General features: G+C 70.8%; 20 protein-coding genes. 7 read left to right on the forward strand and 13 right to left on the reverse strand.

Annotated features, from left to right (window positions below; all coding sequences use genetic code 11):
• Positions 1-171: 171 nt before the first annotated feature.
• On the forward strand, positions 172-873 hold the full coding sequence (locus BFN33_RS17530) for a FadR/GntR family transcriptional regulator (protein WP_069760996.1): 702 nt from the start codon (positions 172-174) through the stop codon (positions 871-873).
• 58 nt (positions 874-931) lie between these two features.
• Here the strand turns inward: BFN33_RS17530 and BFN33_RS17535 are convergent, their stop codons facing one another.
• The 3 genes from BFN33_RS17535 to BFN33_RS17545 form a co-directional block, all read right to left on the reverse strand.
• On the reverse strand, positions 932-3,946 hold the full coding sequence (locus BFN33_RS17535; RefSeq protein WP_069760997.1) for a glycoside hydrolase family 38 C-terminal domain-containing protein: 3,015 nt from the start codon (positions 3,944-3,946) through the stop codon (positions 932-934).
• A 263-nt stretch (positions 3,947-4,209) separates the two neighbouring features.
• On the reverse strand, positions 4,210-5,742 hold the full coding sequence (locus BFN33_RS17540; RefSeq protein WP_069760998.1) for an alpha-L-fucosidase: 1,533 nt from the start codon (positions 5,740-5,742) through the stop codon (positions 4,210-4,212).
• A gap of 10 nt (positions 5,743-5,752) precedes the next feature.
• Entirely contained in the window at positions 5,753-7,573 is a 1,821-nt protein-coding gene (locus BFN33_RS17545) for a family 20 glycosylhydrolase (protein WP_069760999.1), read from the reverse strand.
• A gap of 248 nt (positions 7,574-7,821) precedes the next feature.
• Between BFN33_RS17545 and BFN33_RS17550 the strand changes: the two genes are divergently transcribed.
• The gene (locus BFN33_RS17550; RefSeq protein ID WP_069761000.1) at positions 7,822-9,165 is read left to right on the forward strand and encodes an amidase; all 1,344 of its coding nucleotides are present in this window, start codon (positions 7,822-7,824) and stop codon (positions 9,163-9,165) included.
• Between the two features lie 21 nt (positions 9,166-9,186).
• Here the strand turns inward: BFN33_RS17550 and BFN33_RS17555 are convergent, their stop codons facing one another.
• Both BFN33_RS17555 and BFN33_RS51940 read right to left on the reverse strand, forming a co-directional pair.
• Positions 9,187-9,669: a GNAT family N-acetyltransferase gene (locus BFN33_RS17555; RefSeq protein ID WP_069761001.1), complete on the reverse strand. Its 483-nt coding sequence runs from the start codon at positions 9,667-9,669 to the stop codon at positions 9,187-9,189.
• A 51-nt stretch (positions 9,670-9,720) separates the two neighbouring features.
• Positions 9,721-9,894 (reverse strand): hypothetical protein, encoded by a 174-nt coding sequence (locus BFN33_RS51940; RefSeq protein WP_007386357.1) that lies wholly within the window; start codon positions 9,892-9,894, stop codon positions 9,721-9,723.
• A gap of 479 nt (positions 9,895-10,373) precedes the next feature.
• On the opposite strand from BFN33_RS51940, the gene BFN33_RS17560 reads away from it, so the two are divergent.
• Positions 10,374-10,769 (forward strand): hypothetical protein, encoded by a 396-nt coding sequence (locus BFN33_RS17560; protein WP_069761002.1) that lies wholly within the window; start codon positions 10,374-10,376, stop codon positions 10,767-10,769.
• Between the two features lie 25 nt (positions 10,770-10,794).
• Positions 10,795-11,580: an SDR family oxidoreductase gene (locus BFN33_RS17565; protein ID WP_069761003.1), complete on the forward strand. Its 786-nt coding sequence runs from the start codon at positions 10,795-10,797 to the stop codon at positions 11,578-11,580.
• 5 nt (positions 11,581-11,585) lie between these two features.
• Here the strand turns inward: BFN33_RS17565 and BFN33_RS17570 are convergent, their stop codons facing one another.
• From BFN33_RS17570 to BFN33_RS17585, 4 genes are all read right to left on the reverse strand, one after another.
• On the reverse strand, positions 11,586-11,816 hold the full coding sequence (locus tag BFN33_RS17570) for a hypothetical protein (RefSeq protein WP_069761004.1): 231 nt from the start codon (positions 11,814-11,816) through the stop codon (positions 11,586-11,588).
• A 74-nt stretch (positions 11,817-11,890) separates the two neighbouring features.
• Positions 11,891-13,408 carry an SDR family NAD(P)-dependent oxidoreductase gene (locus BFN33_RS17575; RefSeq protein ID WP_069761005.1) on the reverse strand — a complete coding sequence of 506 codons (1,518 nt, stop codon included), beginning with the start codon at positions 13,406-13,408 and terminating at the stop codon, positions 11,891-11,893.
• A 104-nt stretch (positions 13,409-13,512) separates the two neighbouring features.
• The gene (locus BFN33_RS17580) at positions 13,513-14,841 is read right to left on the reverse strand and encodes a wax ester/triacylglycerol synthase family O-acyltransferase (protein ID WP_069761006.1); all 1,329 of its coding nucleotides are present in this window, start codon (positions 14,839-14,841) and stop codon (positions 13,513-13,515) included.
• 147 nt (positions 14,842-14,988) lie between these two features.
• On the reverse strand, positions 14,989-17,607 hold the full coding sequence (locus BFN33_RS17585; RefSeq protein ID WP_256122781.1) for a PA14 domain-containing protein: 2,619 nt from the start codon (positions 17,605-17,607) through the stop codon (positions 14,989-14,991).
• A gap of 74 nt (positions 17,608-17,681) precedes the next feature.
• Between BFN33_RS17585 and BFN33_RS17590 the strand changes: the two genes are divergently transcribed.
• On the forward strand, positions 17,682-18,152 hold the full coding sequence (locus BFN33_RS17590; RefSeq protein WP_256122782.1) for a hypothetical protein: 471 nt from the start codon (positions 17,682-17,684) through the stop codon (positions 18,150-18,152).
• 156 nt (positions 18,153-18,308) lie between these two features.
• On the opposite strand, the gene glgC is transcribed toward BFN33_RS17590, so the two are convergent.
• From glgC to BFN33_RS17605, 3 genes are read right to left on the reverse strand one after another with little or no spacing between them, the layout of a single operon-like run.
• Positions 18,309-19,529, reverse strand: a complete 1,221-nt coding sequence (gene glgC / locus BFN33_RS17595; protein WP_069761008.1) for a glucose-1-phosphate adenylyltransferase — start codon at positions 19,527-19,529, stop codon at positions 18,309-18,311.
• A gap of 54 nt (positions 19,530-19,583) precedes the next feature.
• On the reverse strand, positions 19,584-20,747 hold the full coding sequence (gene glgA / locus BFN33_RS17600; protein ID WP_069761009.1) for a glycogen synthase: 1,164 nt from the start codon (positions 20,745-20,747) through the stop codon (positions 19,584-19,586).
• A 39-nt stretch (positions 20,748-20,786) separates the two neighbouring features.
• Positions 20,787-21,530: a (2Fe-2S)-binding protein gene (locus BFN33_RS17605; protein WP_069761010.1), complete on the reverse strand. Its 744-nt coding sequence runs from the start codon at positions 21,528-21,530 to the stop codon at positions 20,787-20,789.
• Positions 21,531-21,740: 210 nt separating this feature from the next.
• Between BFN33_RS17605 and BFN33_RS17610 the strand changes: the two genes are divergently transcribed.
• Positions 21,741-22,892, forward strand: coding sequence for a DMT family transporter (locus BFN33_RS17610; protein WP_069761011.1), 1,152 nt, complete (start codon positions 21,741-21,743; stop codon positions 22,890-22,892).
• On the opposite strand, the gene BFN33_RS17615 is transcribed toward BFN33_RS17610, so the two are convergent.
• The gene (locus BFN33_RS17615; RefSeq protein WP_069761012.1) at positions 22,882-24,000 is read right to left on the reverse strand and encodes a transglycosylase family protein; all 1,119 of its coding nucleotides are present in this window, start codon (positions 23,998-24,000) and stop codon (positions 22,882-22,884) included. The genes BFN33_RS17610 and BFN33_RS17615 overlap by 11 nt on opposite strands.
• 264 nt (positions 24,001-24,264) lie before the next feature.
• On the opposite strand from BFN33_RS17615, the gene gndA reads away from it, so the two are divergent.
• Positions 24,265-25,704, forward strand: coding sequence for an NADP-dependent phosphogluconate dehydrogenase (gene gndA, locus BFN33_RS17620; protein ID WP_069761013.1), 1,440 nt, complete (start codon positions 24,265-24,267; stop codon positions 25,702-25,704).
• Positions 25,705-25,767: the final 63 nt, after the last annotated feature.

Raw genomic sequence — 25,767 nt, forward strand, 5'->3', positions numbered from 1 at the left:
CGTGTCGAGCGTGATCGAGCATGAGCGTGTTCGAGCAGATGACGCATACTTATCAGACCACTCGGCCCTTGCAATACCCTCCGGCGGCAGATTTTCCCGTCTTTCGGCCATAGTGGTCCGACCACCCTGGCGGTTAGACTGCGGCGCACCCCGGTGATGTGGAGGAATGGCGTGGACGAGACAGCCCCGCAGAAGGGCACCGTGACGCAGCGCGCCATCGAGCAGATCAAGGCGATGATCGGCGAGGGCCGGCTGGAGCCGGGTGAGCGGCTGCCGACCGAGCGTGATCTGGCCGTCCAGCTGGGCCTCTCCCGCAGTTCGATGCGGGAGGCGATCCGGGCGCTGACGGTGATGGGCGTGCTGGAGGCCCGGCACGGCTCGGGGATCTACGTCACCCAGCTGGAGGCGGGTGACCTGCTGGAGACCTTCGGCGTGGTCGCCGACCTGTCCCGGGGCCCGCGTCTGGTGGAGCTGCTCGAGGTGCGCCGCGTCCTCGAGTCGACGGCGACCGCGCTGGCCGCCGCCCGCATCACGCCCGACCAGCTGGCCGAGGTCGAGAAACACCTCGCGGCGATGAACGCCACGGACGACCCCGAGGAGATCCTCGCCCACGACCTGGCATTCCACCGCGAAATCGCGGTGGCGGCCGGCAACGACACGATGGCGGCGATCCTGGAGGGCCTGTCGTCGCGCACCTTCCGGGCGCGGGTGTGGCGCGGCTACCAGGAGGAGGGCGCCTTCGAACGGACGCGGCGCGAGCACGCCGCGATCCACCGGGCCCTGATCGCCCACGACCCCGAGGCGGCGCGGGCGGCGGCGGCCGCGCATGTGGGCGAGGTGGAGGAGTGGCTGCGGACGCAGCTCGGGGGCTGAGAGGTGCGACGAGGATCGGTTCACGAGGTGAAGGGGGCGGGTCTCCCCGCCCCCTTGCTCAGGCCCTGCTGAACCGCAGCGTGACCAGCTCGAACGGCCGCAGTCGCAGGGCCACCTCGTTCCCCTCACACCGCAGCGAGGGCGCATCCGCCGACGGGCGCTCCAGCAGGTCCGTCGCCGTGACCCCGGCGACCTCGAACCCCGCCGTGAGGGTGGCCCGGGCCCGCCCGCCGTGGGCCTCGTGGAGGCGGACCACCACGTCCCCGCTTCCGTCGTCGGCGAGTTTGACCGCGGTGATCACCACCGCCTCCTGGTCGACGCTCACGAGGGGAGCGACCTCCTGGGAACCCCGCACGGACCGGTCCGGCAGATTGATCCGCCACCCCTCCCGTACCGCGTCCCCGATGCCCGCGCCCGGCACCAGCGCGTGCCGGAACCGGTGGACGCCCTGGTCGGTCTCGGGGTCGGGGAAACGCGGGGCCCGCAGCAGCGACACCCGGACCGTGGTGGTCGTGCCATGGTCACCGTCGGCCCGGACCGTACGGGTCACGTCGTGCCCGTACGTCGAGTCGTTGACGATCGCCACGCCCCAGCCCGGTTCCTCCAGGTGCACGAAGCGGTGGTTGCAGGCCTCGAACTTCGCCGCCTCCCATGAGGTGTTGGTGTGGGTGGGCCGGTGGAAGTGCCCGAACTGCGTCTCCGACGCGTACCGTTCGGCGTGCACGTCGAGCGGGAAGGCCAGCTTCAGGAACTTCTCCGTCTCGTGCCAGTCGACCTCCGTGTCCACGAGAAGCCGCCGCTCACCGGGCCCGAGGGACAGCACCTGGGTGACGCGGGAGCCGCCGAAGGTCCGCACGATCCGCACACCGTGCCCGTCGGGGGCGAGCTCGTCCACATCGGTGAGATCCGTGACCGTGTTGCGGTAGAACTCGTCCACGTCCCACGCATCCCACATGTTCGGGAAGTCCGGGTGGAGTTGGAGGAGGTTGCCGGCGCGGCCCGGTGCGATCGTCTCGCGGTCGGCCTCGATGTCGTACACGGAGACGGCCAGTCCGTGCGCGTCGACCTCGACCCGCAGGATGCCGTTGTCCAGGACGTGCCCGCCGCCGGGCCGCTCGGTCACGGTCGTCCGTCCCTCGACGACCGCCGTTCCGGCGCCGCCCGCGGCGACTCCTTTACGGCCATGGGGTGCGGCGTTGAAGAGCAGTTCCCGTGTGCCCTCCCCCGCCAGGGCGCGCTGGGCCGTGTCGATGATGCCGGTCAGCTCGTCCGCGAGCCGCTCGTACGTGCGCCGCGCCTCCCGGTGCACCCAGGCGATCGACGACCCCGGCAGGATGTCGTGGAACTGGTGGAGCAGCACCGTCTTCCAGATGCGGTCCAACTCCTCGTACGGGTAAGGCGATCCGGTCCGTACGGCTGCCGTCGCCGCCCACAGTTCGGCCTCGCGCAGGAGATGTTCGCTGCGGCGGTTGCCCTGCTTGGTCTTCGCCTGGCTGGTGAGGGTCGCGCGGTGCAGTTCGAGGTAGAGCTCGCCGACCCAGACGGGTGGTTCGGGGTACTCGGCCTCGGCCTTGGTGAAGAACTCCTTCGGGGTCTCCCAGGCCACGGTCGCCGAGCCTTCGAGGTCGCGCAGCCGGGCCGCCTTGGCGACCATCTCCCTCGTGGTGCCGCCTCCTCCGTCGCCCCAGCCGGTGGGGGCGAGGGAGTGCCGGGCGACCCCCTTGTCCTTGAAGTTCCGTGCCGCGTGGGCGATCTCGCTGCCCTTCATGGAGCAGTTGTAGGTGTCGACGGGTGGGAAGTGCGTGAAGATCCGGGTGCCGTCGATGCCCTCCCACTGGAAGGTGTGGTGGGGGAACTCGTTGGTCCGGGACCAGGAGATCTTCTGTGTCAGCAGCCACTTGGAGCCCGCGGCCCTGATGATCTGGGGCAGTCCGGCCGCGAAGCCGAACGTGTCGGGCAGCCACGCCTCCTGGTTCTCGATGCCGAACTCGTCGAGGAAGAACCGTTTGCCGTGCACGAACTGACGGGCCATCGCCTCCGAGCCGGGCATGTTGGTGTCCGACTCCACCCACATGCCGCCGGCCGGCACGAACCGCCCGTCCGCCACCGCCTTCTTGACCCGCGCCCACACCTCGGGCCGGTGGTCGCGGACCCATGCCCACTGCTGGGCCTGGGACATGGCGAACACGAACTCCGGCTCGTCGTCGAGGAGCGCGGTCATGTTGGAGGTCGTCCGGGCGACCTTGCGCACGGTCTCCCGCAGCGGCCACAGCCACGCCGAGTCGATGTGGGCGTGTCCCACGGCGCAGAGGTGGTGGGCGGAGGGGACGGCGGGCGCCTCGAAGGCACTGTCCAACCGCGAACGGGCCTGCGCCGCCGTGCCGCCCACGTCCTGGAGGTCCAGCGCGTCCAGCGCCTTCTCCACCGCCCGCAGGATCTCCCAGCGCCGCGCAGACTCCACCGGCAGCTCGGCCATCAGCTCACCGAGCACCTCCAGGTCGATCACCAGTTGCCACACCGTCTCGTCGAGGACGGCGAGGTCCATGCGTGCCAGCCGGTACTGCGGTTCGCCGCCCGCGGTCTCCTTGTCGCCCAACCGCGTGGGCAGGAAGGGGTGGTGGTCGAGGATGACGGGGTTCGAGGCGGCCTCGATGTGCAGGCGGATCTCCTCGCCGCCCTCGACGGGGGCGCCGATCCGCACCCACTGGTTGCGCGGGTTGAGGCCCTTCACCGGGGTGCCGTCGGGCCGGTAGACCAGGCCCTCGCACTGGAAGCCGGGCATGTTCTCGTCGAAGCCGAGGTCGAGGAGGGCCTCGACGGTTTTCCCGGCCCACGCCTCGGGGACGGTCCCGGTGACCCGGAACCAGCTGGTGCCCCAGGGAGCACCCCAGCGGGCGCCCACGGCGATGGGCTCAGGCTCGGCCGCCAGGCCCTCGGCGACGGGCACCGGCTCGTCGGGGGCGTGCCACACCGCAACTTCCAGCGGCACGGACTCGGGGTACACGGCGGGGCGGAGTCGCTCGTCGAGGACACGCCTGAGGCGGGCTTCGACCAGGCTGCGGTCGTCATGCATGCGGGGTGCTCTCCAAGGGTCCGGGGGTTACCAGGGATGCGTCACGGTCACGGGGTTCCGACGACGTGTACAGCTCCCCCACGGCACCCAGCTCCAACCACGCCCGCCCCTCGCCCTGTTCGGGCCGGAGGCCGCCGCCGGGCAGGAGCCGGTGCCGGGCGTGGTGGCGTACGGCCCGGGAGCGGGGTTCCCTGCGAGACGCAGGTACGGGGCCCGCGGTGATCCGCGGGCCAGGGCACCCGACCCGGTGGCCGCTCGCTCCCTCAGACCTCGGACCGGTACAGCCCGAACTCCTTGATGTGTACGGCACTTCGGGCCTGTGTCACCCGCAGTCGCCACCTCCGGGCCCGTACCGGAGCCGACAGCGGCAGGATGCGGCTCGCGCCGATGGTCCCGGCGCCCGTGACCTTCGTCCAGGTGCCGTCGCGGAACGCCTCGACGACGAAGCTCTCCACCTGCTGGCCGTGCCGGATGTCCTCGGCGAGCAGGATGCGGTCGACCTCGTGGTCCGTGCCGAGGTCGACGGTGACACGGCCCGGTGCCGACGTGGTGCGACCGCGCACGGCCAGGTCCTGCGGCAGTTCCCGCTCGATCCGTTCCCTGAACTCCCGCAGCCGTACGACGTCCGTGCCGTGCAGCAGGCCCTCCGTGTCCGGTGGGACGTTGAGCAGCAGCACCGCGTTGCGCCCCACCGAGCCGAAGAAGATCTCCGTCAGGTAGTCCACGGACTTGGGCTGCTGGTCGGCGTGGTAGAACCAGCCGTCGCGGATGGAGACGTCACACTCGGCGGGCCACCACTGGAGGTAGTCCGTCGCGGGCTGCGCCTTCACCAGAGCGGCACGACTGCCCTCGTCGGGGGTGTCGTAGGACATGGCCCAGTCGGTGCGGCCGTACTGGTTCTCCTTGACCGGGATGACGCTCCACTCGTCCTCGCGTGCGATACCGCTCTCGTTCCCGACCCAGCGCAGGTCGGGACCGGTGACGGCGATCGCCGCGTCCGGGGCGAGGGTCCGCACCAGGCTGTACCAGCTGTCCCAGTCGTAGCTCTCCACCTTCTCGGGCGGGATGTGCCCCTGCGCGCCGTCGAACCACACCTCGTCGACGGGCCCGTACTCGGTGAGCACCTCGTACAGCGTGTTGAGCATGTGGGCGCCGTAGTCGGTCGCGTCCAGGGTGTGGAAGCGGTCCGGCGCACGGTCGTCGTCCGCCACCAGGGTCGGGATCGTGCGCGGGGAACGTGCGCTGCCGTTGGCGTACACGCCGTGCAGGTACTGGTTCTCGTCGGCGGGCGAGATGTAGACGCCGACCTCGATGCCGTGGCGGCGCATGGAGTCGGCGAAGGAACGCAGCACATCGCCCTGTCCGTCGCGCCAACTGCTCGACGCCACCGAGTGGTCGGTGTAGCGGGAGGGATAGAGGACGAAGCCGTCGTGGTGCTTGACGGTGAGGATGGCGAGCTTGAAGCCGCCGTCCTTCAGGGCCGCCGCCCACTGGTCGGTGTCGAGGCCGGCCGGCTGGAAGACGTCCGGGTCCTCGTCGCCGGTACCCCACTCCAGGCCGGTGAAGGTGTTCACGCCGAAGTGCAGAAAGGCGGTCCGCTCCAGGCTCTGCCAGGCGATCTGCCGTGCGGTGGGCCTGACGAGGGACGCCTTGCGGACGAGGTCGGCCTCGGTGTCGTCCGGGGAGACGGGGATGCGGTAGGAGCGGTCGTCGGAGGCCGCGGCGGCCATCGTGGGGATGCCGGTCACGGCGAGTGCGGTGGCGGCGGTGACGAAGAGGCGTCTGGAGACGGTCATGGGGGGCTCCTCAGCTCAAGTGCCAGACGGTGGGGGTGCGTTGATCGGCCGGGTACTGCACGATCCGGCCGTCGTCCGTGACGGTGAGCGCCATCCGGGTGATCGCGTTGACGAGCCGGTAGCCGCCCGCCGCGGGCTCCAACTCCCAGCGCTGCAGGGTGCCGGACGGGTCGCAGGTGTCCCAGGTCGCCTCGACACCGGGCTGCAGCGGCACGTTGAGCGTGAGCTTGCCGCCGCTGATCGCGAGGCAGCCGGCCGCCGAGCGGAGGGTCACATAGCCGTCCGCCGTGCGCTGCACGGAGGCCGTGAACGACCGCCCGAAGGTGTACGTGCCGTCCGCCACCGGCACCCGGGTCAGGTCCCGCCAACCCGGCGCGTGCCCCACCGCCGCGCCGCGCGCCACGAACTCCGCGTAGGTGGCGTCGGGATGCGGGTCACCCCAGGTGGCCTGGGCGACATGCCGTAGCGCGGGCCAGAGCCGGACGGCGACCTCGTTCTCGGTCTCGCCGCGTCCGTTGTCAGGCCACAGGCTGATCTTCGCGCCGGTGACGCCGCGGGACGAGGCGAGCTTCTCGCCCTCGAAGCTGCGCGGGTCCCAACTCTGGTCGTAGAGCGACTCGGTGTCGCTGTGGAAGCCGCCGCGGATGAGGTAGAGCGAATAGGAGGCGTTCATCACCGAGTAGCCCTGCGCGATGAGTTGACTGGGCTTGACCGCCACGTTCAGCCAGTGCTCGACCGTGGTGTCGGCCTTCACGGGGACGGTGTTGGCTCCGGTCAGGCCGTCGTTCCAGATCCGCAGCTTCACGCCCTTGCCGGCCGCGTAGTCGTGGACGCGGTTGACGAAGTCGACGAAGGCGTCCTGCGGGGTGGCGCCCGGACCGTACTTCTCCTGGGCGTACTTGAGCATCTGCGGGTACTTCGCGAAGTCGGAGCCGAGCATGTACTCGTCGGCCCCCATGTGCCAGGACTTCGCCGTGAAGACCTGGGCGTACTCGTCCATCAGGCTCGTGTAGTAGTCGAAGGCCGCCTGCTGGGTGATGTCGAGACGGGACGGCTGCTTGTTGCCGTCGGAGTCGGTCAGCTGGAGGTCCGGGCGGTTCTCGATCCACGGGTCGATGTGCCCCGGGGAGTTGATCTCGGGGATGATCTCGACGTGGTACCTGTCACCGAGCGCGACAAGCTGCCGTATCTCGTCCTTGGTGTAGTAGCCCCAGGTGTTGGCCTCGGGGTGGGCGTCGCTCTTGACCTTCAGCTCCACGAGCAGCTGGTTGAGCTTGTTGTAGGACATCTCGCGGACGAGGTTCTCCAGCCAGGGCAGCGAGATGTGGATGTAGCAGGCGCACACGCCGACGCCCCGCTCCTTGTAGCGCGGCACGTCGACCGTGCGTCCGGCGGGGATCCGGTCGCCCTGTGCGAGGAGCTGGAGGAGGGTCCGGGTGCCGTAGAAGGCGCCGGTCTCGGTCGCTCCGGTGATCGACAGGCTGCTGCCGGCGTGGAGTTCGTAGCCCTCGGCGCCGAGGGAGCTTCGGGACGGCTCGAGGTTGATAACGATGTCACCGGCTCTGGCTCCGCCACGGACGACGGGGACCGAGCCGTGGCCCGCCGCCCGCAGATCACCGGCGAGCGTGTCGGCCACGCGGCGTCCGGCCGGGTCGTCGGCGACGAGCCGGGCCCCGGGCCGGTAGACGTAGGCGCCCGACTCCGGAGTCCATCGGGTCAGCGCGGGCACCGTGACCGGCGGGCCCTGCTCCGAGCGCGCGAGCGCCGGGGCGGGCGCCAGGAGCAGCGCCAGCAGCGCCACGACGGCGGCGAATCCCAGCCGTTTCCTCATGAGTGACTCCCTATTCATCGGATGGCTGATAATTGAGGTCAGCACAAGGGCTGTCAACGGGGCAGAATCGGCTGAGAGTTGATCCAGAGATCGGATGACCTGCTGGTCGACGCCTCTCTCCGATGCCCTCCGTCGCGAAAAGTCCAAGAAGACCGGTCCGAATGTCCAAGAGCGAGCGCTCTCGACGCGACGTCCGCCTCCGGGCAGAGTTCTCCCTACGTACTCGCGAGTAGCCCCGAGGAGCGCACGTGACCAGCTGGGTCGGCCGTACCGCCGCCGAGATCGCCGCCGCCGTCCGCGAGAAGCGGGCCACGCCCCGGGAGGTGCTGGCCGAGCACCTCGCCCGGATCGAGAGGCTCGACGGGCGGATCGGGGCGTTCCGGGTGGTGCGCGCCGAAGCGGCGCTGGCGGAGGCCGACGAGGTGGGCTCCCGGGGCGACCTCGGGGAACTGCCCCTGGCGGGCGTGCCCGTGGCCGTCAAGGACAACCTCTCCGTGCGCGGCGAGACCAACCGTGTCGGCTCCGCCGCAACCCCGGACACGCCGGCCGAGGCGGATCACGAGGTCGTCGCCCGGCTGCGGGCCGCGGGCGCGGTGGTCGTGGGGCTGACGAACGTCCCGGAGCTGTGTGTCTTCGGCACCACGGAGGGCGTCCACGGCACCTCCCGGAACCCCTGGGACACCTCGCGTACGGCGGGCGGCTCGTCCGGCGGCAGCGCGGCCGCGGTCGCCGCGGGCCTGGTCCCGATCGCCCTCGGCAACGACGGCATGGGCTCCCTGCGCATCCCGGCGGCCAACTGCGGGCTCGTCACCCTGAAGCCGGGGTCGGGGGTGGTCCCGGCCGGCATCAGCGACGGCGACTGGTTCGGCATGTCCGAAAACGGTCCGCTCGCGACCACGGTCGAGGACGCCCGCCTGCTGCTTTCGGTCATCGCCGGCACCGAGTTCGTACGACGGGACACGCCCGCCGCGCTCGATGTCGCGGTGTCCCTGCGCAGCCCGCTCGCCGGCGTCACGGTCAGCGCGCCGTATACGAACGCGGTCCGGGAGGCGGCCGGGCTGCTGATCAAGGCGGGGCATCAGGTGCGGCGGGCGGACCCGCCGTACCCGCTGTCGCTGGGTGTCACCTCGCTCGCCACGTGGACGGCGGGCACCTCGGTGGACGCGGCGGGGCTGGATCCGCGGCTGCTGGCCCGGCGCACCCGGGTGCACGCGGCGATCGGCCGGCGCTTCGTCAACACCGTGCGCAAGGGCAAGGCCCGGCAGGAACTGCGCGAGCGCCTGGAGCCGTTCTTCGCCGAGCACGACGTGCTGCTGCTTCCGGCGCTGGCCCGCCGCTCCCCCAAGGCCGAGGCCTGGCACGAGCGGGGCTGGTTGCGCAATGTCCTGGTCAACACCAACTACTCGCCGCTCACCCCGCCGTGGAACCTCACGGGCTGGCCGGCGATGTCGGTCCCGCTCGGCACGCTGTCCTCGGGCGCCCCCACCGCCGTACAACTGGTGGCCCGGCCCGGGTCGGAGTCGGTGCTGCTGGAGGTCGCGGAGGAGCTGGAGCGGCGGCAGCCGTGGCGGCGGACGGCACCGCTCGACTGAACACCGGTCCTGGGAGAAGTCCTAGAGAGCCTTGTACATGATGTGCAGTCCGACCCGCCCGTGCCGGGGGTGTTCGAAGGCGTCCGGCACGGTGCCGAGGATCGTGAAGCCGAGCGAGGTCCACAGCCGCACGGCCGGGTTGGTCTCGACGACGGCGTTGAAGACCATCCCCCGGTAGCCGTCGGCCGCGGCGGCGGCCAGGATGTGCTCGGCGAGGGTGCGGCCGATGCCGCGGCCGCCCTGGTCGGGGTCGACCATGAAGCCGGCGTTGGCGATACGGGCGGCGGGACCGCCGTAGTTGGGGGTGACGTAGGCCGAGGCGACCAGGGCGCCGCTCTCGTCCTCGACGACGTAGACGCGCTTGACCGGGTGCATCCACAGGGCGCGCGCTGTGTCTTCGGGAGTGTCGGGGTCCCAGGCGTAGGTCTCGCCCGCGGCCACGATCCGGTGCCAGAAAGGCCAGATCCGCGGCCAGTCGTCGGCCGCGGCTTCTCTGATCAGCATGGGCGTGAGTCTCGCACGCCCATGCCGTCGGCGATCGCGAAGATCCTGCGGTCAGTCCACGCTGGGCAGGATGTGGGGCTCGGCGAGGTCGTCCTCGTAGCCCGCGAGACGGATGGGGGCGGAGCGCGCCCACACGTCGAGACTGCCGATGTCTCCGGGCCGTCGGCCCGCACGCTCCGGGCGTTCCTTGGGGCGTTGTTCGCGATTCGTCTTCTCCGGTGTCACCGCGCACTCCTTATGTGTCGGGCTCACCCTCGGGACGTACCTGTGCAACCTACGGTCGAGGCCTGGACGTCCGCTCGGGTCTGGGTCGAGATCGGGTTCGGACGCGGTGGCGCCGGCAACTCAGGTGAGAGCAGGCCGTGGTGACCGGCTTGTCCCGGGACGGACTATGGGTGTGGGTAGGACCCCGTACTGCCGTCCGTCGGCTACAGATTAACCAGATGAGCAGTGGTCCGCTCGATAGGGGCTGAAAACAAGGCGTAACCATCGCGAGTCACCTAAGGTCTTTCAGCCATGTTCTGCGCAAGTTTGTCACCCGATGCACGGTTTGAGGGTCACCCGACCGGCCTACACGACCGCGCACGCCTTCGACGGTCCGGAGCCACACAGTTCAGGTCCTGTTGGCCGAATCGCAAGCCACCCATGATCTGCTGACGTGCGGCAACGGCTTGTCCCGCGGGTGGACTCGGGAGGACTGACGCATGGAGCTGCGCAGTGTCGATGAGCTGATGGATCTGCTGTACGCCTGTCGGCACCAGCAGGCGTTGCGGACCGCCGCCCTGCTGCGCCGCAGCCGCCCCGCCGACAAGGAACTCCAGGTGGCGGGGCTGGTGCGGGACATCGGGCAGCTGCTGTCCCCCGCCGACGGCAGCGCCCGGGCCGAACGCGCGGCGGCGGCGGTACGCCCCCTGCTCGGTGAGCGCGTCGCCCACCTGGTCCGCCACCACGGCCCGACCTCCGACGACGACCTGTCGCGCCTGCGGGAGGCGGACGAGGAGAGCCGGGCCATCGTCTTCGACGCGGGCGTCCTGGAGGACTGGCGCACCCTCCTGGAGCTGGTCGCGGCACGCAACTCCCGTCTCGGGGCTGTCGACTGACGGTCCGTCATGAGACGGTACGGCGATGACGCCTGGACTGCACGGCAGGGTCGCCCTGGTCACCGGGGCCACGCGCGGCATCGGAGCGGCCGTCGCCCGGCAGCTGGCCGACGCCGGGGCGCGGGTGTGTGTGACGGCCAGGGACCCGGAGGAGGTCCGGCGGGCCGCCGAGCAGCTCGGCGGTATCGGCCTTGCGGGGAACGTCGCGGACCCGGAGCACGCGCGGGCGGCCGTGGATCTCGCTCTCGGCGAGTTCGGCCGGCTCGACGTCCTCGTCAACAACGCGGCGACGAATCAGCCGTACGGCCCCCTCATGGATCTGGATCCCCAGGCGTGGCGCGAGGCCTTCACCGTCAACGTCGAGGCACCGCTGCGGCTGGTGCAGGCGGCGTGGCGGGGGTGGATGCGGGAGCACGGCGGGTCGGTGGTCAACGTGTGCACGGAGGGCGCCGGACACGTGGGGCCGAACGTCGGCGCGTACGGGACCAGCAAGGCGGCGCTGCTCCATCTCACCCGGCAGCTGGCGGGCGAGCTGGCTCCCCGGGTGCGGGTCAACTCCGTCTCTCCTGGTCTCGTACGGACGGAGATGGCGCGGTTCGTGTGGGAGCAGGGCCCCGTCGACCTGCCGCTGGGGCGGATCGGGGAGCCCGAGGACGTCGCGCGGGCCGTGGTGTGGCTGGCGTCCGACGCGGCCGAGTGGATCACCGGGGCGGATCTGCTGGTGGACGGGGGCACCCGGGTGCGGGCGGCGCACCCGGGCGGGTACGCCGTCCATGACCGGCTGCGGTCGTACGCCCCGCCGCCCTCATGACCGCGTCACGGGAACAGGGCGATCCCCATGAGGACGATCAGGCCCGCGAAGACGACGAGCGCGATCATGCCCCAGCTCCAGGGGTGCCTGAACGGGTCGTGGGCACCCCCGCGGGGCCGGTCCTCCGGGAGCTCGTGCTGGACCGGACGGTCGCTCGCGTAGAACTCCTCGTCGGTCGGGTAGTGGTTGCGCGGATCGTTGAACGCGCGCGGATCGATGCTGTGTGGACGTGCCATGACAACTCCTGGCAGGGAACCTTCCACTCCCCGGGTTCCCCGTCGGCGACGGCCCACACATCAGGGCCGCGAGCTCACCACTTGCCGGGCACGTAGTCCTTCAGGAAGACCCCGTACACGTCCTCGCCGTCCTCGCCGCGCACGATCGGGTCATAGACGCGGGCCGCGCCGTCGACCAGGTCGAGAGGGGCGTGGAAGCCCTCCTCGGCGAGACGGAGCTTGTCGTAGTGAGGGCGCTCGTCCGTGATCCAGCCGGTGTCGACCGAGGTCATGAGGATGCCGTCGGTCTGGAACATCTCCTGGGCGCTGGTCCGCGTGACCATGTTCATGGCGGCCTTGGCGGCGTTGGTGTTGGGGTGGCCCGCGCCCTTGTAACCGCGGCCGAAGACGCCCTCCATCGCCGAGACGTTCACCACGTAGGCGCGTCCGCTCCCGGCCTTCCTCGCGGCGTCGGCCATGGCCGGGCGCAGCGCGCTGATCAGGATGAACGGTGCCGTGTAGTTGCACAGCTGGGTTTCGAGCAGCTCCACCGGGGAGATCTGCTCGATCGTCTGCACCCAGGTGTTGCTGTCGACGACGTCGGGGACGAGGCCGCCCGCGTCGATGGCGGTGCCGTCGAGGTGCCGGGCCACGCTGGCGTTGCCCGCGACGAGGGCGAGGTCGGCGATCTGCTGCGCGTCGAGGCCGGAGATCCCGGCGGGCAGGGAGGCGAGTCCGTCGACCGCGCCGGAACCGAAGGCACCGATGACGTGGTGGGCGGGGAGCTCACCGGCGGGCAGCGGGGCGCTCTCGCCGTCGACCAGGGCGGCGTAGGCCGAGGGCAGCCGTCGTACGGTCTGCGTCGCGTTGTTGACGAGGATGTCGAGCGGGCCCGCCTCGGCGACCTGCTGGGCGAGGGCCACGGCCTGCGCCGGGTCCCGCAGGTCGATGCCGACGACCTCCAGGCGTTGGATCCAGTCCGCGGAGTCGTCCATGGCCTTGAAACGGCGGATGGCGTCCTTCGGGAAGCGCGTGGTGATGGTGGTGTGCGCGCCGTCGCGCAGCAGCCGCAGCGCGATGTACATGCCGATCTTGGCGCGGCCGCCGGTGAGCAGGGCGCGCTTGCCGGTGAGGTCGGCGCGGACGTCGCGCTTGGCGCGGTTCAGGGCGGCGCAGTCCGGACAGAGCTGGTGGTAGAAGTAGTCGACCTCGACGTACCGGGTCTTGCAGGTGTAGCAGGAGCGCGGGCGCTGGAGTATCCCCGCGATCCGGCCCTCCTCGGTGACGGACGACGGCAGGATGCCCTCGGTCTCGTCGTCGATGCGCTGGGCGGAGCCGGTCGCCGTGGCCTCCGTGACCGCCTTGTCGTGGGCGGTCTTGGCGGCCCGGCGCTCCTGCCGGCGGCGCTGCTTCACGGTGCGGTAGATCCCGGCGGTGGCCCGGCGCACGGCGATCGCGTCGGGGTGGTCGACCTCCAGCTTGTCGAGCTCGTCGAGCACGCCGAGGCAGACGGCCAGCCGCTCCGGGTCGATGCCGGGGCCGTGCACGACCTCGTCACCGGGCTCGCGCACGACCTCGTCCATCGTCGCCGAGCCGTCCTCTGTCACCGTCATCGCGCTGCCGTTTCCCTGGTCACCCGAGCGGCGCGTCGGCCGCGTCCGCTTGTCGAACGCGGAATTTTACTTCAGCGCCGGGCCTGACCCGCAATCCGGAACGATCAAGAACCGCAGGCAGCCAGCAGTTCCTTCACCTCCTCGGACAGCGCCCGGGCGAGGACGTCCAGGTCAGGCACGGCTTCGGCGTCCGCCACGAGGCCGTAGTGGACCGCTCCCCGGTACGTCGAGATCGCGACCGCGAGGGACTGGCCGCGGGCCAGCGGGGCGAAGGGGTAGACCTCGGTGACCAGGTTGCCGCCGAGCTTCAGTCCGATGCCGGGCAGCGGGACGCTGGTGACGAGGATGTCGAACCAGAGCCGGGCGCCCTGGCCGGCCAGGGGCCCGCCGAGGCGGTGGCCGAGGGCCGGGACGTGGTCGGCGAGCAGGGCGACCGCGCCCGCGCCGCGGTTGGGGCCGGCGTCCTTTTTGCGGTCCATGGCCGTGCGGACCGTGTCCAGGCGGCCCAGCGGGTCGGGGTCGTCGACCGGAAGCCGCATCAGGTACCCGGAGAGCCGGTTGCCCTGCGGGTGCGCGGTGCGCGGACGGCGCTTGGAGACGGGGATCAGGGCGCGGGGCGCCACGCCCGCACTGCCGTCCCCCCGCTCGTCCAGCCAGCGGCGCAGCGCGCCCGCGACGACGGCGATCAGGACGTCGTTGACGGTGCCGCCCCGCGACTTGCGGACGCGGTGCACGTCGTCGAGGTCGACGACGACTCCGGCGGTGCGGCGGGTGCCGCTCGGCTCGGAGACGAGGGCGTCCGAGGAGCTCACGCCCACGCAGGACAGGGCGACGGATGCGCCGATGTCGAGGGCGCGCCCCAGGTCGGAGACGGCGGTCCTGACGAGCCCGGGCAGCTTGCGCACGTCCGGGAGCAGGGCCTTGGCGGGCTCCTGGGGGCGCGGCTTGCGCACCGGAAGGTCCATCGGGTCCAGGACGGCGGCGGCGAGCGTCAGGGCCCGCAGTCCGTCGGCCAGGGCGTGGTGGAACTTGAAGAGCACGGCGAAGGAGACACCGTCCTCCCCCGGCAGCACATGCGCCTCCCACGGCGGCCGTTCGCGGTCGAGCGGCCGCTGCATGAGCCGGCCGGCCTCGGTGTGGAAGTCCGCGGTCGGGGCGTGCAGCAGGACGTGGCGGAGCGGGTCGAAGTCCGGGTCGGGCACGCGGGCGGCGCCCCCGAAGGCGTACGGGAAGCCGAGCGGCCACACGTCCCGGATCCGCATCCTGAGGCCGGGCACGGCGGCGGCGCGGCCCGCCAGCAGATCGGCCGCGTGCGCGCCGGCGGTGGGCGAGTGTGCCGCGAAGACGCCGAGCGCTCCCAGGTGCATCGGGTGCTCGGCGGATTCCATGTTCCAGAACGCCAGGTCGAGAGGGGCGAGCAGGTCAGAAGTCAATGGCTTGCCTCGCGTCCGACAACGGGTGGGCCAGCAGTCAATCGCCCTCCGGCGATTACGGTCAAGTACGATCAAGCTACGCACAGTTAACAGCAGATTAAGTCCCGCCCCCAGTCGAAGGGGGCGGGACACATGGGGCGAACGTAATCATCCGCCGGTTGACACACACCCGGCCGGAATCGCCCGGGACGCGTCCCGGATCAGGGCACGGTGCGCGGCCCTGAGCCGCTCGGCGTCCGGTTTGAGGACCTTGCGGTCGTAGGTGAGCAGCCCGTTCAGCTCACCCTCGACATCCGAGATCTGGGTGTAGACGGCGCCGTTGCCGCCCCGGCAGGCCAGGGCCCGCACCTCGTCGAGCCTGGCCAGATAGTCGTCGGTGTAGGTCGCCGGATCCACGTCGACGTACGACTGCTGGACGGACCAGGCGTGCCCGGGAACCGCGAGACCCAGGCCACCGTACTCACCGCTGACCAGGGCGCGTCTGCCGTCCGGGTGAGGTGGCAGGGCGGGACTGGGATACCCGTGCTCGTCCATGATGTCGCCGGCGTTGCCGTCGGCGCCGAGGTTGAGACCCGACTGGTTGTTGACCAGGCGGGTCGGGTCCCAGGCCTTGGCCTGCTCGGCGATCCGGCCGATGTCGTACTGCCCCCAGCCCTCGTTGAAGGTCACCCACATGACGACCGAGGGACTGCTGATGTGCTCGTCGATCATCTGCTTCATCTCGCGCTCGTACTCGGCGCGGGCGGCAGGGCCCGGATTCACCCCCGCGGTCATCGCGGGCATGTCCTGCCACACCATCAGGCCCAGCCGGTCGGCCCAGTAGAACCAGCGGTCGGGCTCGACCTTGATGTGCTTGCGGACGGCGTTGAAACCGAGCTTCTTGTGCACCTTCAGGTCATACGCCATGGCTTCGTCGGTGGGCGCGGTGTGCAGGCCGTCGGGCCAGAAGCCCTGGTCGAGGGTGGCCATCATGAAGATTGGCTTGCCGTTGAGGACCGTGCGCGGGGTGCCGTTCACGTTCTCGACGGCGATGGAGCGCATCCCGAAGTAGCTGCCGACGCGGTCGGCGCCGACGGTCACCTTCAGGCCGTAGAGGAACGGATCGTCCGGCGACCACAGGCGCGGGTTCTCGATGGTCAGGGTCAGCGGTCCGCCGGTGCGCCCACTGGCCGTCGCGACCTTCCGCTTTCCGTCGTACGCCGTCGCCGTGATCGGTACGCCGTCCCGGACACCCTGCGCCTCGACCGTCAGCCGGTCGGCGGAGACGTCGGGAGTCAGTTTGAGGGAGCCGACGTGGTCGCGGGCGACCGGCTCCATCCAGACGGTCTGCCAGATCCCGGAGGACGGCGTGTACCAGATGCCGCTCGGGTCGAGACGCTGCTTGCCGAGGGGCGGGTTCTCGCCGTCGGCCGCGTCGGTGGGGTCGTACACGCCGACGATCAGTTCCTGGGTGCGGCCGGGCTTCAGCGCGTCGGTGATGTCGGCGCCGAACTTGTCGTAGCCGCCGGTGTGTTCGGCGACCCTGGTCCCGTTGACGTACACCTCGGACCGCCAGTCGACCGCCCCGAAGTTGAGCTGGAGGCGCTTGCCGGAGCCGATGTGCCAGTCGGCCGGGACGGTGAAGGTGCGGCGGTACCACATGCGGTCCTCATGCCGTTCCAGACCGGAGAGTTGGGACTCCACGGGGTACGGGACGAGGATGCGCTCGGCCAGGTTCCTGCCCACCGGCGGCTGTTCACCCGCCTCGGCGGCGGCGAACTGCCAACGGCCGTTGAGGCCCAGCCACGCGTCGCGGGTCAACTGGGGCCGCGGGTACTCGGGATGGGCGTTGTCCGGCCCCACCTCGTCGGCCCACTTCGTACGCAGTTCGTACGTCGAACGGTTGGGTCCGCTGCTCCAGAACGCGCCGACAACGTTGCCGTCGGCACTGGTGAGCCCGCCTTCGCCGTCGTAGCGGAGGTCGGCGGTGCCGCGCGCGGTGCCGGTCCTGTTGCCCACGACGGGTTCGGTGAGGGTGACGAGCAGGACACGGGGGTCTTCCGGGTCCTGTTTCGCCGTGTCCAAGGGCCACTTGGCGCCGCCGATCACCGCCTGGAGGTGGTCGGTGAGTGCGGCCGGGGGTGCGGCGAGGGGCTGGGCGAAGTCGAGCTTCAGGGTGCGGCCGGTGCCGAGGACGGTGGTCGCGACCGGGCCGTCGTAGTCGTAGCCCTCGGGCAGCCGGAACGCCGACTGCGGAACGGCCTGTTTGGCTCCGCCGGGTTGGAGCCAGCGCAGGTGGAGGTTGGAGCCGCCGTAGTGCTCGAAGTACTCGACCTTGATGTCGTAGGACTCGCCGGCGGTCAACTCGACGGGCTGCGCGCTCTGTTCGCGGTCCCAGTCGTCGACCCAGTGGTCGATGAGGAGCTGTCCGCCGATCCAGAGGCGGAAACCGTTGTCGCCGATGACCGAGAAGGTGTGGGGTCCGGAGGCCGTCGGCACCAGCCTGCCGGTCCAGCGGACGCTGACGTCGTCCGAACGGCCGGTCGCGGCGGCCAGCCGGGGTTCCAGGTTGTCGAAATCGAGGTTCGGGTCGAAGGTGGTCGCCTTGAGCTCGTGGAAGTCGAAGGCGCCGGGGGCCGACTGTGTGTAGTACTCGCCCTTGAGACCACGGGCCTCGACGGGATCGTCGGCGAGGGCGGGAACCGCGGTCAGACCGGCGAGGCCGAGGAGGGCGGCGAACAGTAACGCCAGCCGGGCTCTGAGACGGGTGATGTGCCTGCTGTGCACGGAAGCCTCCATAACAACGTTGTCATGGGCAGGAAGTGGCATGACAACACGGATTCCGGCTTCCGTCCAGGGACATGACAAGTCTGTCCGCGCATGCCGTCGACGCGCCGCACGCGGACAATGGCAGAAGGATCCTCCCCTGCCGGAAGAAGGCGATGGAGATGCCGAAGGTCTCCCGCGACACGGCCACCCAGGGCGGCGACTTCGGGGCGGTCGTCGACCGCTCCGAGGAGTTCGGCGACTACACGGTCGACTTCCTGACGTTCCGCGAGGACGTCGACCACCGGCCGCTGCTGAAGGGGCTGCCCGACGGCCGCTGCCAGTGCCCGCACTGGGGCTACGTTTTCAAGGGCGAACTCACCCTGCACTACGCGGACCACGACGAGGTGTACCACGAGGGCGACGCGTTCTACGCCCCCGCGGGGCATGTGCCCGTCCACACTGAGCCGGGCAGCGAATACCTGCAGATCAGCCCTACGGACGAGCTGCGCCGGACCAGCGAGGTGATCATGAAGAACTTCGAGTCACTGCGAGGACAGGGCTGACCCGCCCGACGGCCAGGGCCGGTCCGGCATGGGGCGTGGGCCCAGCCGGCGAGTGACCACAACGCCGCTGGGACACCCGCTCCGGAGGAGTGCGTACCCGCCCCTGCGATGCCGGCCTGACCCACCGCCGGCCTCAGCCGCCGGAGAGACCCCTGCCTACGACACCAGTTGTCCCTTCCCGAGCGCGATCACCCCGCCCTTGGACACGGTGTACAGCTCCGCGTCCCGCTCCGGGTTCACGCCGATCGTCGCGCCCGGCGGGACCTCGACGTTCTTGTCGAGGACGGCACCGCGGACCACCGCGCCCCGCCCGATCTTGACGTTGTCGTGCAGCACCGAGCCCTGAACCACGGCCCCCGGGTCGACCAGGACACCGGGCGAGAGCACGGACCGGGTGACCTGGCCCCGGATCAGGCAGCCCGCGCTGATGATGGACTCGCTGGCGATGCCTCCGGAGTTGAAGCGGGCCGGGGAGAGCTGGCCGGAGTGGGTGTAGATGGGCCACTGCCGGTTGTAGAGGTTGAAGGCGGGGCGCTCGGCGATCAGGTCCATGTGGGCGTCGTAGTAGGCGTCCAGGGTTCCCACGTCGCGCCAGTAGCCGCGGTCGCGGGTGGTCTCGCCGGGGACGTGGTTGGCGCTGAAGTCGTAGAGCTGGGCCTCGCCGCGCTCGGTGAGCTGGGGCAGGATCGAGCCGCCCATGTCGTGGACCGAGTGCTCCTCCTCGGAGTCCCGCTGGAGCGCCTCGATCAGGGCCTTGGTGGTGAAGATGTAGTTGCCCATCGAGGCGAACACACGCTCCGGGTCGTCCGCCAGCCCCGGCGGCTCGGCGGGCTTCTCCAGGAAGCGTTCCACCGTGAGGCCGTCCGAGCCCGGGGAGATCACCCCGAACGAGGGGGACTCGGAGCGCGGGACCCGGATCCCGGCCACCGTGACGCCCGCGCCGGACTCGATGTGCTGCGCGAGCATCTGGCGCGGGTCCATGCGGTACACGTGGTCGGCGCCGAAGACCGCGACGTACTCCGGGCGCTCGTCGTAGAGCAGGTTCAGGGACTGCAGGATCGCGTCCGCGCTGCCCAGGTACCAGCGCGGTCCGAGGCGCTGCTGGGCGGGCACCGGCGTGATGTAGTTGCCGAGCAGACTCGACATCCGCCAGGTGGTCGTGATGTGCCGGTCGAGCGAGTGCGACTTGTACTGCGTGAGCACACAGATGCGCAGGACGTCGGCGTTGACGAGGTTGGACAGGACGAAGTCGACCAGACGATACGTTCCTCCGAAGGTGACCGCCGGCTTGGCGCGGTCTGTGGTCAAGGGCATCAGGCGTTTGCCCTCTCCGCCCGCGAGTACGATGCCGAGCACCGAAGGTCCGCCACGACGCATGGCCGCTCCCCTCACCCTGGTCTGTGACCGATGCTTGCCCTTGCCAGGGGCTTGCTACGCCTGTTTGAGGATCTCCTCGTACAGCCGGACCGTGCGCCGGGCGACCGCGTCCCAGCCGAACTCGCCCACCGCGCGCTCACGTCCCGCCTCACCCATCCGCCGTGCCGTCTCCGGATCGCCGATCACCGAGTCGAGTGCCCCGGCGAGGGCCGTCTCGAACGCGTCGTCCACGGTCACGAGCAGCCCGGTCCTGCCGTCGTCCACGACCTCGGGGATACCGCCCACCCGCGAGGCCACCACAGGGGTCCCGCAGGCCATCGCCTCCAGGTTGACGATGCCGAGGGGTTCGTACACCGAGGGGCACACGAACACGGCCGCGTGGGTCAGGAGCTGGATCACCTCGGGGCGCGGCAGCATCTGCGGGATCCAGTGGACGCCCTCGCGGACCCGGCTCAGCTCCTCGAAGAGCTCGCGGAACTCCCGGTCGATCTCGGGGGTGTCCGGCGCGCCCGCGCACAGCACGACCTGCGCGGCCGGGTCGATGTCCCGGACCGCGCGCATCAGGTGCGGCACGCCCTTCTGGCGGGTGATACGGCCGACGAACAGCACGAACGGGCGAGCCCGGTCCAGTCCGATCCGGTCCAGCACGTCGGTGCCGTGGTCGGGCCGGTACAGGGCGGTGTCGATGCCGTTGTGCACGATGTGGACCTTGGCCGGATCCAGCGCCGGATAGCAGCCGAGGATGTCCTCGCGCATGGCTCCCGACACGGCGATCACCGCGTCGGCGGTCTCGATCGCGGTGCGCTCGGCCCAGCTGGAGAGGGCGTATCCGCCGCCGAGCTGCTCGGCCTTCCAGGGCCGCAGGGGCTCCAGGGAGTGGGCGGTCATCACGTGCGGGATGCCGTGCAGCAGCTTGCCGAGGTGGCCGGCGAGGTTGGCGTACCAGGTGTGCGAGTGGACCAGCTCGCGGCCTTCGAGGCCCGCGGCCATGGAGAGGTCCACGGAGAAGGTGCGCAGCGCGTCGTTGGCGGTGTCGAGTGCGGACCAGGGCCGGTGCCGGAGCACGCCCGCCGCTCTTTCCTTGACGGACACCTCGCCCCAGCAGTGCACGTCCAGGTCGACGAGGGACCTCAGCTCCCGGGCGAGAAACTCGACATGGACCCCTGCACCGCCGTACACATCCGGCGGGTACTCCCGGGTCAGCAGGCCCACACGCACCCGGAACCCCCTGTCTCAGCGGCTGGTTGGCTTTCATGGTCACCCAGATGCGCCGCGCGGGGAAGAGCGCGGGGCTCGTGTGAAACAACAGTCACCGCACACGCCACCCTCCGGCAACCGGTAGTACAGACAGCAGCTGCGGCGGCGCAGGGTGGTCCGTTCGAGTGCGCCGGCCAGCAGCGGGTGGGCGAGGAGTTCGGTGGCGAGGTCACGGGCGCCGGCGGAGAGGTCCGGACGGTGGCCCAGCTGACGGGCGGCACCCGCCAGGGCCGAGGCGGCGTTGCCCCACAGCAGTCCGGTGGCGAGCCGGTACTCGGCGCGCAGCGCTGCCGTGAGCGGTTCGAGGTGACCGTGCAGGACGAGGTCGGCGATGGTCCCGGCATCGCCCGGCAGCGGCTCCACGGCGTCCAGCCACAGGTCGTCGGGGGCGCTCGCGTCGGGGTCCCAGTACAGCCGCCACGGCGACATGTCGGGGATCCGGCCGTACAGCACCGCGCAGCCGAGCGCCACCGACCACAGCCGGGCCGCGAGGCCCTGCTGGGCGATGGAGGCCGCGATCCGGGGTTCGGGGGCGCGCAGAGCCGCAGCGACCTTACGGACACGAAAAGTCAGGGTATTTCCATAAACTTCCGACGCCTGGTGCTCGTAGACTTGTGCGAGGGTCGGCAGCGCCGGGCGTGCTGTGCCGCGAGTGCCGCCGATCGTCCGTAGTACGAAGAAGGCGCCGAGCGGTCGCAGCGCCGCGAGATCTGGGTCGAGGTCCACGACCAGCAGTAGTACCAAGGCCCGTAGGGGTACCCACCAGGGGGCCTCCACCCCGTGTCACCCGCCTTGGGTAGGACACGGACCCTTTTGTACTCCATCGGCAGTAGGACCCATTGCCTGCTCAGGTACGACGACGGGAAGAACTTTTCCCGGCATCGTGTTCTGCATGGAAGACGACCGTTCGTCGCGCCGGGCAGCCAGCCCCCGCCTCACGCAGAGGAGCAGCTCATGAGTGCCCTCGCGTTGTCCGTGCTCCTCTCCCTCGTCTCCGCCGTCGCCTACGCGGGCGGAGCGATCGTGCAGGAGCAGGTCGCGGTGTCGCACCCGGACGAGCAGTACGCGCCGCTGCGCCGGCCGAGCTGGTGGGCGGCGGTCGCGCTGAACGGCCTCGGTGGACTGCTGCACGTGGTGGCACTCGCCTACGGCCCGCTCAGCCTGGTGCAGCCGCTGGGCGCCCTGACGATCGTGTTCGCGCTGCCGATGGCCGCGCTGTTCGTCGGCCGCAGGGCCGGCGCCACCGCCTGGCGGGGCGCGATCATGGCGACGGTGGGTCTGGCCGGTCTGCTCTCCCTGGTCGGCGCGTCCGACGCACAGTCCCTGAGCACGGCCCAGCGGGTGTTCGCCGGTGTGGTGACGGCCGCCGCGGTGGTCGCGCTGATGATCGCGGGCCGGGCCGCGCACCGGCACCCGGTGGTGCGCAGCGTGCTGCTCGCGACCGCGTCCGGCATAGCGTTCGGTATGTCCTCGGTGTTCACCAAGACCGTCGCCGTCGACTGGAGCGGTGGCGTGACGGCGGCGGACCTGCCCTCGCTGGCCGCGATCGGCGTCCTGGCGACGGCCGGATTGATGCTGTCGCAGGCCTCCTACCGCGGTGCCGGTCTCGCGGCCCCGCTGGCGACCCTGACGGTCGTGAACCCGGTGGTGGCGGCGGCGGTCGGCATCACGATGTTCGGAGAAACCTTCCGCTACGGCACCACGGGCACCGCGCTCGCCCTGAGCTGCGGCGTGGTGGCGGCCGGCGGCCTGATCCTGCTGACGACGGAGCGGCTCCAGCGCACCCACGCCGAGCCGGAACCCGCGGCGCCCGTCGTACTCAAGGGTGGGGACGGGTTCGTCCCGGTGCCCGCCGAGGAGCCGGCGGCGGCCGTCGTGCGCGAGGGCGTACTCCTCGACGAGGTCGCCGCCCTGCGCGAGGAGCTGTTCGTCCCGGGCCCCGCCACGGCGACGGTCCCTGAGGCGGCACTGCCGGACGGCACCTCCGACGACGAGCTCCTGGAGAAGCTGGGCGACGAGCCCCCGGCGTACTACGGCCCCTTCTACGGCGCCGCGTACATCCCGGTGCCGGTCCTGGACCGGCACCGCACCCGTGTCAAATCCTGATGCCGCCGGCCCGTAGATACGCCACCGGGTCGATGTCGGAACCGAAGCCGGGCCCCGTCCGCACCTCGAAGTGCAGATGCGGGCCCGAGCTGTTGCCGGTGGACCCCGAACGGCCGATGCGCTGCCCGCCACCCACGCTCTGCCCGGCCTTCACGGAGATCGCGGACAGGTGGCCGTACTGGGTGTAGCGGCCGTCGGCGTGCCGGATGACCACCTGGTAGCCGAAGGAGCCTCCCCACCCCGAGGTGACGACCTTCCCGGCCGCGACCGCCTTCACGGACGTCCCGGTGGGCACCGCGAAGTCGACGCCGGTGTGGTAGCCCTTCGACCAGGCGGAACCCGCCTTGTGGTAGGGCGTGCCGAGGGAGGCGTTCACGGGGGCGACCAGACCGGTGTCAGTGGCCTTCTCGGTCTTCTCCGCGGTGTGGGAGGAGGTCTTCTTCGTCGAGGAATGATCGGTGGTGGTCGTAGCGGCGGTGGCGCGCAGCTTGAGCCGCTGACCGGGAATGATCAGGTCGGGGTCGGCCCCGACGGTCTGCCGGTTGGCGGCGTACAGCCCCCGCCAGCCGCCCCGGACCTTCTGGGCGTCGGCGATCCGGGAGAGCGAGTCGCCCCGGACCACGGTGTACATCTCGGCGGACCCGGCCCGCGACTGCGGGGTGGTCTGCGGCTGTACGTCCGCTACGGAGGCCGTCTTCTTGGTGAGGGGCTGAAGGCCGGGGGTGGAACCCCCGCGGGTGAGCCCGGCCCGCACCGAGCACGCCGGCCAGGCGCCAGGTCCCTGTCCGTCCAGCACCTTCTCCGCCACGGCGATCTGCTGGTCCCTGGTGGCCAGATCCGCCCGTCCCGCGTACCGGGTGCCGCCGTAGGCCTCCCAGGTGGACTGGGTGAACTGGAGCCCGCCGTAGTAGCCGTTGCCGGTGTTGATGCTCCAGTTGCTGCTGGACTCGCACGCGGCGACCTTGTTCCAGGTGTCCACGTCGGCCGCGTGGGCGGTGCCGGTGCCGATGAGCGGGACCGCGATGCCGACGCCACCCGCGGTGACGGTGAGCGAGGCGCGGTTGATCCTGTTCGGCTGATACCGGCGGTGCCGGCCGCGTACGGCCATGGAGGCCTCCCCCTACAACAATGCGTCAGGAGGGGCAAAAGTAAGCGCCGCGAACAGGCCATGACAAGACGGCAACCAGCCGCATAGGGGCGTGCGCCGGACCGGCGTCTCCCACTGAACGCAACGAGGCGCCCGAACCGTATCCCTGGTGTGCGGACAGTCCTCCGACAGGCCAGGATGACCGGTGGACGATACTGACGAGCACGACTTGCAGCAGCGATACATGACCTACGCGATCCACAGGATCTTTTGGGAGCAGGCGGTATGAGCACAACAGCGCAGATCGGCGTCACGGGCCTCGCGGTCATGGGCCGCAACCTGGCCCGCAACTTCGCCCGCAACGGCTATACGGTCGCCCTGCACAACCGGACCGCGTCGCGCACGCACGCCCTGGTCGAGGAGTTCGGCGGCGAGGGCGACTTCATCGCGGCCGAGACCGCCAAGGAGTTCGTGGCGGCGTTGGAGCGGCCGCGCCGGCTGGTCATCATGGTGAAGGCCGGTGAGCCGACGGACGCGGTGATCCAGGAGTTCGCGCCGCTGCTGGAGCCGGGCGACATGATCATCGACGGCGGCAACGCGCACTTCGCGGACACCCGGCGCCGGGAGCGCGACCTGCGCGAGCAGGGCATCCACTTCGTCGGCATGGGCGTCTCCGGCGGCGAGGAGGGCGCGCTGCACGGACCGAGCATCATGCCGGGCGGTCCGAAGGAGTCGTACGACTCTCTCGGCCCGATGCTGGAGAAGATCTCCGCGAAGGCGGCGGACGGGGCGCCCTGTGTGACGCACGTCGGTCCTGACGGCGCCGGGCACTTCGTGAAGATGGTCCACAACGGCATCGAGTACGCCGACATGCAACTCATCGGCGAGGCGTACCAGTTGCTGCGGGACGTGGCCGGATACTCCCCCGCCCAGATCGCCGACATCTTCCGCACCTGGAACACGGGCCGCCTGGACTCGTACCTGATCGAGATCACCGCCGAGGTGCTCTCCCACGTGGACGCGGCGACGGGCAAGCCTTTCGTGGACGTCGTGGTGGACCAGGCGGAGCAGAAGGGCACGGGCCGCTGGACCGTGCAGATCGCCCTGGACCTGGGTGTCCCGGTGTCGGGCATCGCGGAGGCGGTCTTCGCGCGGTCCCTGTCGGGGCACGCGGAGCTGCGGGAGGCGTCCCGGGGTCTCGCCGGGCCCAAGGCGTCCCCGTTGTCGGAGTCGGAGGCCGGGGCCTTCGCGGACCGTGTCGAGCAGGCCCTGTACGCCTCGAAGATCGTGTCGTACACGCAGGGCTTCCACGAGATCGCGGCCGCCCGTGAGGAGTACGACTGGGACATCGACCTGGGTGCCGTCTCGGCGATCTGGCGCGGCGGCTGCATCATCCGCGCGGCCTTCCTCGACCGCATCCGGTCCGCCTACGACACCCGCGCGGACCTGCCCAGCCTGCTCTCCGACGACACCTTCGCCCGGGAGATCGCCGACGCCCAGGACGACTGGCGCGAGGTCATCGTCGCGGCGACGCGGCAGGGTGTTCCGACGCCCGGCTTCGCGGCGGCGCTGGCCTACTACGACGCGCTGCGCGCCGAGCGGCTGCCCGCGGCGCTCACGCAGGGGCAGCGGGACTTCTTCGGGGCGCACACGTACCGGCGCACGGACCGCGACGGTTCCTTCCACACGCTGTGGGGCGGGGACCGGTCCGAGGTGACGGGCTGAGCGTCACCCCGACGTGAAGGAGGGCCACCGTTCGGTGGCCCTCCTTCCGTGTGTTCACGGGGT

The organism is Streptomyces sp. LUP47B, from assembly GCF_001746295.1.
GTDB lineage: Bacteria > Actinomycetota > Actinomycetes > Streptomycetales > Streptomycetaceae > Streptomyces.

What these genes read in the sequence shown, in the direction of transcription:
- BFN33_RS17565 (WP_069761003.1), top strand. Translation starts at nt 10,795, where the DNA reads ATGACGCCTGGACTGCACGGCAGGGTCGCCCTGGTCACCGGGGCCACG.
- glgC (WP_069761008.1), bottom strand. Translation starts at nt 19,529, where the DNA reads ATGCGTCGTGGCGGACCTTCGGTGCTCGGCATCGTACTCGCGGGCGGA.
- BFN33_RS17615 (WP_069761012.1), bottom strand. Translation starts at nt 24,000, where the DNA reads ATGGCCGTACGCGGCCGGCACCGCCGGTATCAGCCGAACAGGATCAAC.
- BFN33_RS17575 (WP_069761005.1), bottom strand. Translation starts at nt 13,408, where the DNA reads ATGACGGTGACAGAGGACGGCTCGGCGACGATGGACGAGGTCGTGCGC.
- BFN33_RS17540 (WP_069760998.1), bottom strand. Translation starts at nt 5,742, where the DNA reads ATGACCGTCTCCAGACGCCTCTTCGTCACCGCCGCCACCGCACTCGCC.
- BFN33_RS17570 (WP_069761004.1), bottom strand. Translation starts at nt 11,816, where the DNA reads ATGGCACGTCCACACAGCATCGATCCGCGCGCGTTCAACGATCCGCGC.
- BFN33_RS17560 (WP_069761002.1), top strand. Translation starts at nt 10,374, where the DNA reads ATGGAGCTGCGCAGTGTCGATGAGCTGATGGATCTGCTGTACGCCTGT.
- BFN33_RS17535 (WP_069760997.1), bottom strand. Translation starts at nt 3,946, where the DNA reads ATGCATGACGACCGCAGCCTGGTCGAAGCCCGCCTCAGGCGTGTCCTC.
- gndA (WP_069761013.1), top strand. Translation starts at nt 24,265, where the DNA reads ATGAGCACAACAGCGCAGATCGGCGTCACGGGCCTCGCGGTCATGGGC.
- BFN33_RS17555 (WP_069761001.1), bottom strand. Translation starts at nt 9,669, where the DNA reads ATGCTGATCAGAGAAGCCGCGGCCGACGACTGGCCGCGGATCTGGCCT.
- BFN33_RS17590 (WP_256122782.1), top strand. Translation starts at nt 17,682, where the DNA reads ATGACAAGTCTGTCCGCGCATGCCGTCGACGCGCCGCACGCGGACAAT.
- BFN33_RS17545 (WP_069760999.1), bottom strand. Translation starts at nt 7,573, where the DNA reads ATGAGGAAACGGCTGGGATTCGCCGCCGTCGTGGCGCTGCTGGCGCTG.
- BFN33_RS17610 (WP_069761011.1), top strand. Translation starts at nt 21,741, where the DNA reads ATGAGTGCCCTCGCGTTGTCCGTGCTCCTCTCCCTCGTCTCCGCCGTC.